The following is an 11,924-nucleotide window of genomic DNA, read 5'->3' as shown; positions in this document are numbered from 1 at the left end:
CAGGTCAGACCGGAATCCGAGTGAAGAAGGCAGTGATCCCAAGCTCAGAGCGCGGGTTCGATTCCCGTCACCCGTTCCAAGGACGAAGGCCCAGGCCCGATTCGCGGCCGGCTTACGGCCTCGATCTCCTGATGACCGTAACTTTGCGCTGGTTTCGCGGGAGGCGGCTGCCCGCGTACGGGTGGAGGGTTTGCGGGAGGAAGTCGCGCGGTTGGCTGAGGTGTTGGAGGCCGCGGAGATCGAGTTGGACCGGCGGGTGATCGCGCGGGAGGAACTGGTCGAGGCCCTGGCAGTCTCTGCGGCGGAGTCCAGTGCCGTGACCACGACCGAGGAGGAGGAAGCGGCGCCGTCGCTTGCGCCGGTGCCGGGCTCGACAGTGCCGCCCTGGCGGGAAGGGCTGCCGGTGACGGTTCTGGCGCCGGACTATCAGCGGATTTTGGGCGTGCTGGAACAGCAGCGATCCACGGGTCACGGACCGCTTCGAGCCAAGGAGATCGCGGTGGAGCTGGGCCTTGGGGCGACGCCGGCGAAGGTCGAGGGGGTGCGGTCGAAAGCCCGGCGCCTGGCCGAGCGCGGGTGCTCCTGCTGGAGGCGTCGGGGGCATTCAGCGCCGGCCGGCGGCCCGTGGCCGCGCCAGACGCCGGCTCATCCGCGTGACCATCGACCACCGGATCATCGCCTCGCTGGTGGCAGGCAGGGTCTCGTAGTCCCGGGCCAGACGGCGGGAGTTCATCAACCACGCGAACGTACGCTCTGCCACCCACCGCCTCGGCAGCACCACGAACCCCTCCATGTCGTCGGTGCGCTTGACGATCTCCAAGGTCAGAGCGAGCTTGTCCCGGCACCAGCCGACGAGGGAGCCGGTGTAGCCGCCGTCGGCCCGGACGAGGGTGAGGTCGCGGTGCAGGCGGCGCAGCCGTCTCAGCAGGCCTGCCGCGGCGTCCCGGTCGCCGATGTTCGCGGCGGTGACCGTGACGACCAGGAGCAGACCGAGAGTGTCGGTCACCATGTGCCGTTTGCGGTCCGGCACCTTCTTCCCGCCGTCGTAGCCGCGTGAGGCGGCCGGCACCGTCGCGGCGGCCCGCACCGACTGCGCGTCGATGATCCCCGCCGTGGGCTCGGCCTCACGGCCCTCGCGCTCACGGACCCGATCGAGATGATCGGCCGCGTTGCCGTACACGTGCGCGAGGCAATCGCACGACACGGCGGGCGAGTTGAAGTCAACGGGCTCGGGCGCGCACAACAACGACAACAGGGCCTCCGGGAACCGCTCGGAATGGGGTCGCACCCCCGAGCTATGAGGAGGCCCTGCCTTCATGCGCGTACCGCCGGAAGATCACCCGACCAGGAACTCCGTTCGATCCACACGTTCCAAGATCGGTTGAGATACGGCTTCTCACGCCATCTCCCAAAGCTCACCGTGTTGCAGCCCCCGTCTGGCCTAACGCTGGTGGTGTAGGCCGCACGGTGCCGCCACAGTTACGGAGGGGGCAACTCCTTCACGTAGGGAATCCGCAGACATGAGAGCGATACACAGCGTGCCCAAGGCCCGCCGCCTGCGCCACGTCGCCGTGGTAGCACTCCTGACCGCGACAGCCACCACAATGAGCGCCTGCGGCACCGCCCGTGACGGTGCCGTCTCCGGTACCGACCGCGACATGGCGGCGGTGGCCAAGGACGCCAAGTACGTGTCGTGCGGCAACCCGCCGCAGAAGCTGGAGACGATCGACCAAGAATTCCTGGACCAGCTCGCGGCCGCTGGCGGCAAGCCGCTGTACGACCTGTCGTACCCGGCCGCCCGGGACGTGCTGAACAAGCTCCAGGCGGGCCCCGTCCCGATGCTGCCCGCGCAGATCACCCAGCGCACCGTGCCGGGCGGCCCTACCGGCCCGGTCAACGTGCACATCGTGCGCCCCGCGGGCGTCAAGGGGACGCTGCCCGGCATCGTCTACATCCACGGCGGCGGCTGGGTGCTCGGCAACTTCAAGACCCACGAGCGCCTCATCCGCGCACTCGCCAACGGCGCCCGCGCCGAGGTCGTGTTCGTCGACTACACGCCTTCTCCCGAGGCCCAGTTCCCGGTCCCGGTCGAGCAGGCCTACACCGTCGCCAAGTGGGTCGGCGCCCACGGCGCCGAGATCAGCCTGGACTCCAGCCGACTGGCCGTCGCCGGTGACTCCGTCGGTGGCGACATGACCGCCGCGGTCACGCTGATGGCCAAGCAGCGCGGTGGCCCGCACTTCCGCCAGCAGGTCATGCTCTACCCGGTCACCGACGCCAACTTCGACACGGCGTCGTACCACCGATACGCGGAGAACTGCTGGCTCGCCCGGCCCGCCATGAAGTGGTTCTGGAACGCTTACGCGCCGAAGGTCGCCGACCGCTCCAACCCACTGGCTTCACCGCTGAAGGCAACCGTCGAACAGCTGCGCGGTCTGCCGCCGGCCCTGGTGATCACCGACTCCGACGTGCTGCTGGACGGGGCCAACTCCTACGCCGCGAAGCTGAGGTCGGCAGGGGTGCAGGTGACCTCGTCGCACTACAGCGGAGTCACCCACGACTTCATGATGCTGAACGCGCTGCGTGACACGCAGGCCAACAAGGAGGCACTCGCCCAGACCACGGCAACCCTTCACCAAGCGCTCTACGCGCCGACGACCCCCGTCGCCGGCAAGTGAGGGAAAGCCACGCATCCGGAGTCGACCACCCCGCTCCAGCCAGACCGCCACCGGCCACGACATGGACACCTACGTCGCCGACGACGTCGTGCTGACCGACGCCCTCAGCCTGAGCGCGCGAGCTCGCCGCCACCGGTGGAGTGTCCGATGTGCACCGCGTCCTTCTAGAACTCTTGACCATGACCGGGGGCACGGCCGAGACGAGGACGGCCTTGGAGACACGGCCCGGCTTGGCCTGCGCGACGTTACGAGCAACACCGGCGACGTCGAGCGGAAAACCCCGAATCCGCCCTGCCAGACAATCTGCACGGCAGACTCAGGCGCTCCAGGATGTCGGCGACCTCGACGACCCGCGGATCGTCGGCCGGCCGGTCGAGCGCCCCTCTGAGAAAGCTGTAGAGCCTCACCATGTCGGGGTCGTCCAGTTGCTCGTGCTTCTTGGCGATCACGGCGTCGATCAGGTGCGGCACCTGGGCGGCGATCATGATCCAGGCATCCCCCTCCAGCTCGATGTACCGCTCCTAGACACCGGGGCCGCGCAGCCGGTCAAGGTAGTCCACGACGCTCTGGGGGAGCGCCAGGTGCTCTCCGGCGGCGAGCCGGGCGAGCCGTCTGCGCGTGCCCTGCAGCCGCCGGATCTCGGCACGCAGGTCCTTGTCGATCTCCTGGACGCCATCGGCGAACTCCTCCGGGCCGGCGTCGAGGAGTTCCTGCACCCTGGCCGGCGGCACGCCGGCATCTGCCAGGGTGTGGATCCGGATCAGTCGCACGACCGCGGCAGCGTCGTAGGTCCGGTACCCGGATCGGGGAGTTAACCTGCCGCGCGGCGCCCCCACGCGGTCCCGGCGAGGACAAGGACGCCGCCCACCAGCCCCAACGCACCGAGGCGTTCCCCGCCGAGGGCGATCCCCGCGGCGGCGGCCCACAGCGGCTCGGTGCCGAGCAGCAGGCTGACCCGGGACGGTGAGGTCCGGCGCACGGCCCACATCTGCACGAAGAACGCGAAGAGCGTGCAGAAGACGGCGAGGAACAGCAACCCGCCCCACTCCCGCGCCCCGAAGCCCGTCGCCGTGCCCCACGGCGTGGCGTCGACCCCGGTCGCGAGCACCGCGAACACGGCCACCGCGGCGCCGAGTTGGACCGTGGTCAGCGGCAGTGCGTCGGCTCCCTGGACGGACTTGATGCGGGACATGGCGAGCACGTGCACGGTCCGGGCCAGCGCCGCGAGCAGCATCAGCAGGTCACCCAGCGAGGGGCTGGTAAAGCCGCCGCCCTGGGTGAGCAGGACGACGCCGAGCACGGAGATCCCGGCCGCGGCGAGGAAGGCACGCGGGGGTCGGACGCGGGTCACGGCCGCTTCGGCGAGCGGCGTGAAGATCATGGTGAGGCTGATGATGAGGCCCGCGTTGGTCGCCGAGGTGTGCACGACGCCGTACGTCTCCAGCAGGAAGATCCCGCTCAGGATCAGCCCGAGCACCGCGGCCCCGCGCCACTGCGCGGCGGTCAGGGCACGCAGCGCCCGCCACCCCGCGATCACCAGTACCGGCAGCACGATCCCGAAACGCAGCACCAGGACGGCGATCACCGTCTGCGCGGTGGTGATGTCCTTGGCCGCGAGATAACTGGCTCCCCACACGACCGCGACGAACAGTACGGGCAGGTCGGTGAGCCAGGCGCGACGGGGCGCGAGCGTGCCGGCTACGGCGATCGACGACATGAGAGCGGTCTCCAGCGTGCGTGCGGGCAGGCGTGGAGACGGCGGCGGCTCGCACGGGGACGATCACCGTACCGGCGGGAGTGCGTGAGGGCTACACCGTTTTGTTCGGCGGGTGCCTGCGGGGGCGTGGCGGATCGGACGTGGCTGCGGTCGCGCCGGCGCAGGCACATGGTGCGGAAGTCAGCGGGCCGACAGCGTCTCCTCCAGCCAGTCGAAGACGACCTCGCAGTGGTGCTGCGGGGCCATCGGGGAGCAATGCAGCTGTGCGCCGGTGGCCGCAGTGAGCTTCATGTAGTCCTTGGGAGAGGTCAGCTTGTCGAACATCTGACGTGCCTGGCCGGGATAGAACTGCTCGTCCTCGTAGTCCAGGACCAGCGTGGGCGTCTTGATGCGGCCGACGACGTCCGTGATGTCCAGCGCCTCGACGCCCTTCGCGGGGGTGTAGAAGTCGGTGAAGATCTTGCCCTTGCGGGCGTCGAGCATCGCCGGCACGGAGAAGGGCTCGAAGCGCTTCTTCATCGTCGCGGCATCGGCCGGAGGCAACTCGGGAACGACCTCCTTGTTCCAGATGTTGTTGGTCTCCTCCTTGCTCGGGGTGAGAATCTCCCGGATCTCAGGAGGAAAGCCCAGCCAGGGCGTCAGGCAGCCGGGCATCGCCACCACGGCGGCGAGCCTGTCCTCGAAGGCCGCGGCCCGGGGCGCCAAGTCGCCCGCCATGCTCAGCCCGGTCAGGGCGATCTTCTCGGTGTCCACGTCCGGGCGGGCGACCAGCCAGTCGACGAGCGGGGTGACGACCTTCTCCCAGGTCGGCGTGAAGACCACCCGGTCCACGAAGAGCAGCTGCCCCTGGCCCGGCCCGTCGTACACGAGGGCGTTCCAGCCTCGGTTCAGGGCGGCCGGGACGCCGTAGGTCCACATGTCGACGTTCTGGCCGTCGCTGCCGTTCGTGAGGATCACGGTGGGGCGGCGCCGCTCGGACTCGTCCGGCCGGAAGAACCACACGGGCAGCGGCGTCTTCTCGTACGGGACGTTCGTCTTCACCGGTGCCGGATCGCACAGGTCGCAGAACGTGTCCCAGGCACCGCGTCCGGCCTTGTACAGCTGCTCCTCGCTGCCGGGGTCGTCGGAGCCGAGGACGAAGAACAGTGCCTGGCCGTAGTACTGCGCGGCCCGCAAGGCACGGAAGCGCGTGGTCTGATCGTCGGGCTTGCCACCTTCGGGCGCCGCCATGAGCTGGTCGCCGAGCTTCCTGAAGGTCTCGACGTACGACTGCGAGGAGAGGCCCGCCTTGTTGATCGTGTTCACGGCGGTGAGCACCTCGCCCACCTCACCGGCGCCCGAACCGGAGCCGCCCAGCGCCATGAGCCCGCTGAAGTTGAACGCCGGGTCCTTGAACAGCGTCATCACCCCCGGCGTGGGCCCGCCGGCCGGGCCGGAGGCCGTCGCCGTGGGGCTGGGTGTGGGCGCGCTCGCGGGCGTCGCCCCCGACGGGGTGCACCCGGCGGCCAGCACGGCCCCGGCTCCGCCGACGAGCCCGGCAAGTGCGGTGCGACGGGTGGGCGTGTGCGCACGGTCTCCGAATACGGTCGTCATACGACATGAACGTACGACTCCGGTAACCGGACCCCCGCGCACCACGCACCGGCCTCCCCCGAACGGGGCCACGGGTTCCCCTGCGGGCCGGCTGAAGGCCGCCGCTCGCCCCGTGATCAATACATCTAGTAACTGCCGTACGTGGGGCGGCCTGCCCGCTCGTACGTGTGGATGGCGACGCCCGAGCCGGTGGTGCTGCCCCCGATGTGCCGGAACGCGGTGGGGACCGCGCCCTCGGCGAAGAGGCGAAGGCCGGCCCCGAGTACGACCGGGAAGGTCAGCAGGTGCAGGGTGTCGACCAGGTCGAGCGCGAACAGGGACTGGGCGAGGGCGCCGCTGCCGTGGACCTGGAGCTCGCCTTCGGTGGCGTCCTTGATCGCCGTGACCTCCTTGTCGAGGTCGCCACTGATCACTGTCGTGGCGTTCCAGTCGGCCTGGGTCAGGCTCGACGAGGCGACGTACTTCGGCAGGCCGTTGAGCTTGGAGGCGATCGGGTCGGCGGGGTCGGTGACCTTCGGCCAGTAGCCGGCGAAGATCTCGTACGTGCGCCTGCCCAGCAGGAAGGCGTCGACACGGGAAAAGACGTCGATCATGAAGCGTCCGAAGTCGTCGTCCCCGTACGGGACGCTCCAGCCGCCCTGCTCGAAGCCGCCGCGGAGGTCCTCCTGAGGGCCGCCGGGAGCCTGGTAGACGCCGTCGAGGGTGACGAAGCTGGTGAGGGTGAGCTTGCCCATGACGGGTGCCTTCTTCCTTCGGTGGGGTCTGTCGTCATCAGCTGTTGCCCGCGCCAGCGATGATCACCGTGCCCCGTCCGGTGAACTTCTCCAGGACGAAGCCCTCGCCGCCGCTACGGCCGGTGCGCCCGCCCTGGAAGGCGATGCCGAAGTCGACGGTCGACTCGGCGGCGACGAACGCGTCCTTCTCCGCGAACCACGCGCGCGTGCCGTCCAGTTCCAACGCGCGCATCTCGCCTGGCAGTACTCCCGCGAAGCCGACGGTTCCCTCGCCGCCGGTCGACGTGAAGTACTGGAACGCCAGCGACTCGCCCGCGAGCGCACGCTGACCGACCTGCATCGCCGTGCCCATGGCCTGGCGCAGCATGCCGCCCATGCCACCGGCTCCGCCGGACTGCTGGCCGCTGCCGCCGCCCGCCGGCCCGGAGAGCCGGGTCTCCATGGTCACGTTCGTGGTCTTGAAGAGGAACTTGCCCGCCTCGCAGTACACGGTCTGGCCGGGACGCAGGGTGACGACCGCCATCTGCATGGCGTTGCCGACGATGTCTTGCTCAAGAGTCACGACAGGGGAACGCGGAAAGCGGAGGGGAGAGTTTCAGCCCAACGAGAATGTGGTGTCCATTTGCCGCCAGCGTCCGTGCGCCTTGGCCGCTGGGATGGATCCATGACTACTCACGGAACCATGAACGGCAAGGTGGCCCTGGTGACCGGCGGCGGCCGGGGGATCGGGGCCGCGACCGCGCTGCGGCTCGCCGCGGAGGGCGCGGACGTGGCGGTCACGTATGTGCGGGACAAGGAGGCCGCGGCGGACGTCGTACGGAGGATCGAGGCGCTCGGGCGACGGGGGCTCGCCCTGTGTGCGGACTCCTCGGACGCGGAGGAGGCCGTCGGGGCGGTGGGGCGGGCGGTCGAGGTGTTCGGGCGGCTCGACGTGCTCGTCAACAACGTGGGGGTGGGGGTGCTCGGTCCCCTGGACTCGCTGTCCCTCGCCGACGTGGACCGGGTGCTCTCCGTCAACGTCCGCGGGGTCTTCCTGGCCTCCCAGGCCGCGGCCGCCCGCATGGAGCACGGTGGCCGGATCGTCACCATCGGCACGTGCATGACGCAGCGGGTACCGGGGCCGGGCGGGACGCTCTACGCCATGAGCAAGTCGGCACTGATCGGTCTGACCAAGGCGCTCGCACGGGAATTGGGTGGGCGCGGGATCACCGCGAACATCGTGCACCCCGGCCCGATCGACACGGACATGAATCCGGCCGACGGGCCGTACGCTCCGGCCCAGGCGGCGATGACCGCCCTGGGACGCTTCGGGACCGCGGAGGAGGTGGCGTCGATGGTCACGCATCTGGCGGGAGCCGGGGGCGGGTACGTCACGGGGGCGGAGTTCGCGGTCGACGGCGGGCACGCCGCCTGACGGCCGAGGGATTCAGGACAGGCCCCGCTCCACCCGGTGCACATAGCTGAAGTCGTGGTCGTCGCGGGCCTTGCTCAGCGGGCGGATCTCTCGGGTCGCCACGTTGATCGCGTAGCCGCCGCCGACGCCCAGGAGCCACCCGAGGTCGGGCACCACCAGGGCGCCCAGGGCCGCGGCGGCCACCCCCACCGTGACCGTGACGCTCCTGCTCACCCACGCCATCCGGCTGCTCTTCGCCGCTCCCCCGTAGTCCTTCACCGCCTGCTTCAGTTCCACTTCCAGTTGCGCCAGGACGTCGGCGGGATGGTCGTAGTCCCGCCGCAGGTCTCCGAGCATGCGGTGCAGGGCGCGCATCAGGCGCAGCCGTTCGTCTTCGTAGCGCTCACGGAAGGCGAGGACGTCGGCGGTCGCGGTGCCAGGGGCGGGGACGGGCAGCAGCTTGCCGAGTTCAACCTCCCAGGCGGGCACACGGTCCTGTGCGGGGGCACTCAAGGCCCAGCTGGACGCCACGTCGTCGTCGGTGTACGGGACGTACGACGCGCGGTTGCCGCAGGCCAGCTCCGGCACCGTGACGCCGATGATCAGCTCCCAGACCTCGGCCGGCACGGTCAGACTCCAGAAGCCGCGCTCACGGTTCGGCACGGCCAGGTCGAGGTCCAGCAGCTCCCGCTCGAGCCAATAGCTCAGCTTGGAGCCGTAGATGACAGCGGCCGGTGGGAGCGCCTGCCGGTCACGGTTTCGGAACTCACGCCAGCCAGGGTCCCAGGAAAGCCGGCGCAGTTCCTCCCGCAGCACCTGGGAGGCCAGACCGCCACGGAATGCGCCCCGGTATTGGGGGTCGTCCAGCGAGTCCATGGAGTCGCGGCCGAAGGTGAGCGGCTTGTACAGGCCTCGCTGCTTCAGGTCCTTCAGCTCCGCCGACACCGCGGCGTCGTAGATCTCGGAGTCTCGCGGTACGACCGAGGCGACGCCGTCCCAGTAGAGCAGCGCCTGATGGACGATCTCCGTGGGCGGGGTCACCAACGGGTAGTAGAGCAGAACGGCCATCGCATCTCCCTGGGCGCGAACTTCCCGCCTACAAACGGTAGTTCAACCTAGCGGAACACGACGGCGCGCAGGGCGCACCCAGGCCGTACAGCCGGTGCGCCCCACGGTGTCGGAGGGTCAGCCGCCCAGCTCCTGGTGCCGGGCCGTCAGGCCCAGGGCGCCCGCCTCCGTCAGTGAGCCGAACAGTCGCAGTCGCGAGATGCCGCCGTCGGGGAAGATGTCCACGCGCGCGTGGGTGGCGACGGAGGGTGCGGCGAGGACGAAGCGGTGGTTGGTGTCGGGCTGGAGGCGGGTGCGGGGCAGGAGCTCGGTCCAGTCGCCGTTCTCGCCGTCCTTCACCGACACCGAAGCCCAGCCCGCCGCGTTGCCCTTCAGGTACGCCGTGTCGATCTCGATCGCGCGGATCTCGGACTGGGCGACCAGCCGGTAGCGGATCCAGTCGTTGCCGGTGTCGCGGCGCCGGCGCGTCTCCCAGCCGTCGTCCATCTTGCGGGAGCGGCCCGGCTGGATGGTGTTCGTGGCGGGCGAGTAGAAGAGGTTGGAGGCGTCTTCGACCTGGCCGCCATTCTCCAGGGCGACGACGTCGAAGGTGCCGAGCGCGGAGAGCCACTTCGGGTCGGGTACGACCTCGCCGTACACGCGCAGACGGGCGATGCCGCCGTCGGGGTGCTGGTTGAGGCGCAGGTGCGTGAAACGCTGTTCGACGCAGACGGCGAAGCCGTTCGCCGCGTGACCGCCGACCGCCGTGCGCGGCACGAGCGTCGTCCACTTCACGTCGTCGGCGAGGAGCTCCTCGGGCGACGGGGAGCCGGGGAACGACACGCCCTCGACCGATACCGCCTGCGGGTAGTTGCCGCGGAAGTGGGCCGTGTCGACCACCAGGCCTCGTACGACGCCGGGCGCGCCGAGGCGGATCAGGGCCCAGTCGTGGTCCTCGGCCGTCGGCCACGGATGCTCGGCCGAGGCGCCGCGTCGGCGGCGGGTCTCCCAGCCGTCCATGACCTTGCCCTTGTGCCCGAAGCGCTCGGGGTCGAACTCGGCGCGCTCGGGCACGAGCAGGTTCTCGCGCTGGGCGAAGAACTCGTCGTTGGCGGCGATGACGCCGGCGCCGAGCTGCCGGTCCGCGAGGTTGGCGTACTGCGTGAACGGGAAGTCGGCGGTGCGGTGGTCCGCGTACGGGTCGCCGCCTCCGTAGGGGTTCGCGTCGCCGGTAAAGCTGGGAATCGCCGTCACGGTGATCAGGTCTGCCTTTCAGGTGTCGGCCGCTGCGGGTGCGGGATTCGATCAGGTGCTACGAGTGAGCAGTTGACCCTTCGGCTCGGTGAACTCACCGTCGACCACGATGCGTTCACCGCGCAGCCAGGTGGACTTCACGACACCGCTGAGGGTCTTGCCCGCGTACGCCGTGACGCGGTTGCGGTGCTGGAGGGCCGTCGGGTCGACAGTGAACGTCTCGTCGGGTGCGAGGACCGCGAAGTCGGCGTCGCGGCCCGCCTCGATGGCGCCCTTCTGACGGAGCCCCACCAGCCGCGCCGTCCGCTCGGACATCCAGCGGACGACGTCCTCGAGGTCGTGGCCGCGCGTCCGGGCCTCCGTCCAGACCGCCGAAAGGCTCAGCTGGAGGCCGGAGATGCCGCCCCAGGCGGTCGCGAAGTCGTCGGTCTTCAGGTCGGCCGTGGACGGCGAGTGGTCGGTGACGACGCAGTCGATCGTGCCGTCGGCCAGCGCCTGCCACAGCAGGTCCTGGTTGGCGGCCTCGCGGATGGGCGGGCAGCACTTGAACTCGCTGGCGCCGTCCGGGACTTCCTCAGCGGTGAGGGTGAGGTAGTGCGGGCAGGTCTCCACGGTGATCCGTACCCCCTCGGCCTTGGCCGCGGCGATCAGTGGCAGCGCGTCGGAGGACGACAGGTGCAGCACGTGCACGCGCGCGTGCAGGCGTTTGGCCTGGGCGACGAGGTTCGCGATGGCGGCGTCCTCGGCGTGGCGCGGGCGCGAGGCGAGGAAGTCGCCGTACTTCTGGCCGGCCTTCTGGGGGGCGGCGGCGAGGTGGTGCGGGTCCTCGGCGTGCACGATCAGCAGGCCGCCGAATCCGGCGATCTCGGTGAGGGACCCGGCGAGCCGGTCCTGGTCGAGGTGCGGGAACTCGTCCACGCCGGACGGCGACAGGAACGCCTTGAAGCCGAAGACGCCCGCGTCGTGCAGGGGGCGCAGGTCCTTGACGTTGTCGGGCAGCGCGCCGCCCCAGAAGCCGACGTCGATGTGGGCCTTGGAGCGGGCGACTTCCCGCTTCGTGCGGAGGTTGTCGACCGTCGTCGTCGGCGGGAGGGAGTTGAGCGGCATGTCGATCAAGGTCGTGATGCCGCCGGCGGCCGCGGCGCGCGTCGCGGTCCAGAAGCCCTCCCATTCCGTGCGGCCGGGGTCGTTGACGTGCACGTGGGTGTCGACGAGGCCGGGGAGGAGGACATCGTCACCGAAGTCCTCCAGGCGGGCACCGGCCGGTACGTCGGCGTCGTGCGCGAGTACGGCCGTGATCTTCCCGGCGGCGACCGCGACCGAGGCGGCGCGTGTCCCTTCGGGAGTGATGACGCGCGTCGAGCGCAGCACCAGTTCGACGTCGGACACCCGGACCCCTCTCTGCCGCTGTTGACTCCCGATACCGCTGTCAACCCTGTTAACTTCCACGTAACGGAATTCAACGTTCTGTTGAAGGAGTCTTCACTCCAGCCCTCGCGCCGTCAAGA

At 70.0% G+C, this 11,924-nt stretch carries 11 protein-coding genes and 2 pseudogenes; 3 read left to right on the top strand and 10 right to left on the bottom strand.

Annotated features, from left to right (window positions below; translation table 11 throughout):
- The first annotated feature begins 148 nt into the window (after window positions 1-148).
- Window positions 149-657, top strand: a pseudogene (locus ACX28W_RS33780) (hypothetical protein).
- Here the strand turns inward: ACX28W_RS33780 and ACX28W_RS33775 are convergent.
- Window positions 605-1,288, bottom strand: coding sequence for a transposase (locus ACX28W_RS33775; RefSeq protein WP_459003812.1), 684 nt, complete (start codon window positions 1,286-1,288; stop codon window positions 605-607). The pseudogene ACX28W_RS33780 and the gene ACX28W_RS33775 overlap by 53 nt on opposite strands.
- A 232-nt stretch (window positions 1,289-1,520) precedes the next feature.
- On the opposite strand from ACX28W_RS33775, the gene ACX28W_RS33770 reads away from it, so the two are divergent.
- Window positions 1,521-2,678, top strand: a complete 1,158-nt coding sequence (locus ACX28W_RS33770; RefSeq protein ID WP_459003811.1) for an alpha/beta hydrolase — start codon at window positions 1,521-1,523, stop codon at window positions 2,676-2,678.
- Window positions 2,679-2,923: 245 nt separating this feature from the next.
- On the opposite strand, the gene ACX28W_RS33765 is transcribed toward ACX28W_RS33770, so the two are convergent.
- From ACX28W_RS33765 to ACX28W_RS33740, 6 genes and pseudogenes are all read right to left on the bottom strand, one after another.
- Window positions 2,924-3,163: a hypothetical protein gene (locus tag ACX28W_RS33765; protein WP_459003810.1), complete on the bottom strand. Its 240-nt coding sequence runs from the start codon at window positions 3,161-3,163 to the stop codon at window positions 2,924-2,926.
- Window positions 3,164-3,199: 36 nt separating this feature from the next.
- Window positions 3,200-3,448 (bottom strand): MerR family transcriptional regulator, encoded by a 249-nt coding sequence (locus tag ACX28W_RS33760; RefSeq protein ID WP_459003809.1) that lies wholly within the window; start codon window positions 3,446-3,448, stop codon window positions 3,200-3,202.
- 41 nt (window positions 3,449-3,489) lie between these two features.
- On the bottom strand, window positions 3,490-4,395 hold the full coding sequence (locus ACX28W_RS33755) for a DMT family transporter (RefSeq protein ID WP_459003808.1): 906 nt from the start codon (window positions 4,393-4,395) through the stop codon (window positions 3,490-3,492).
- Between the two features lie 180 nt (window positions 4,396-4,575).
- Entirely contained in the window at window positions 4,576-5,988 is a 1,413-nt protein-coding gene (locus ACX28W_RS33750; RefSeq protein ID WP_459003807.1) for an alpha/beta hydrolase family protein, read from the bottom strand.
- Between the two features lie 125 nt (window positions 5,989-6,113).
- Window positions 6,114-6,722 (bottom strand): dihydrofolate reductase family protein, encoded by a 609-nt coding sequence (locus tag ACX28W_RS33745; RefSeq protein ID WP_459003806.1) that lies wholly within the window; start codon window positions 6,720-6,722, stop codon window positions 6,114-6,116.
- A 43-nt stretch (window positions 6,723-6,765) separates the two neighbouring features.
- Window positions 6,766-7,284, bottom strand: a pseudogene (locus ACX28W_RS33740) (AIM24 family protein); the annotation flags it as partial.
- A 102-nt stretch (window positions 7,285-7,386) separates the two neighbouring features.
- On the opposite strand from ACX28W_RS33740, the gene ACX28W_RS33735 reads away from it, so the two are divergent.
- Complete coding sequence (locus ACX28W_RS33735) at window positions 7,387-8,136, top strand: SDR family oxidoreductase (protein ID WP_459003805.1); 750 nt, start codon at window positions 7,387-7,389, stop codon at window positions 8,134-8,136.
- A gap of 12 nt (window positions 8,137-8,148) precedes the next feature.
- Here the strand turns inward: ACX28W_RS33735 and ACX28W_RS33730 are convergent, their stop codons facing one another.
- The 3 genes from ACX28W_RS33730 to allB all read right to left on the bottom strand — a co-directional run bounded on the left by ACX28W_RS33730 (window position 8,149) and on the right by allB (window position 11,805).
- Window positions 8,149-9,183: a hypothetical protein gene (locus ACX28W_RS33730; RefSeq protein WP_459003804.1), complete on the bottom strand. Its 1,035-nt coding sequence runs from the start codon at window positions 9,181-9,183 to the stop codon at window positions 8,149-8,151.
- 117 nt (window positions 9,184-9,300) lie between these two features.
- Window positions 9,301-10,416 (bottom strand): allantoicase, encoded by a 1,116-nt coding sequence (alc, locus tag ACX28W_RS33725; protein WP_459003803.1) that lies wholly within the window; start codon window positions 10,414-10,416, stop codon window positions 9,301-9,303.
- Window positions 10,417-10,467: 51 nt separating this feature from the next.
- Window positions 10,468-11,805 carry an allantoinase AllB gene (gene allB / locus ACX28W_RS33720; RefSeq protein WP_459003802.1) on the bottom strand — a complete coding sequence of 446 codons (1,338 nt, stop codon included), beginning with the start codon at window positions 11,803-11,805 and terminating at the stop codon, window positions 10,468-10,470.
- Window positions 11,806-11,924 lie beyond the last annotated feature (119 nt).

This window comes from Streptomyces sp. SD15 (assembly GCF_054462255.1).
The sequence above is the reverse complement of the archived record's forward strand: the minus strand, read 5'-3'. Positions and strand labels throughout refer to the sequence as shown.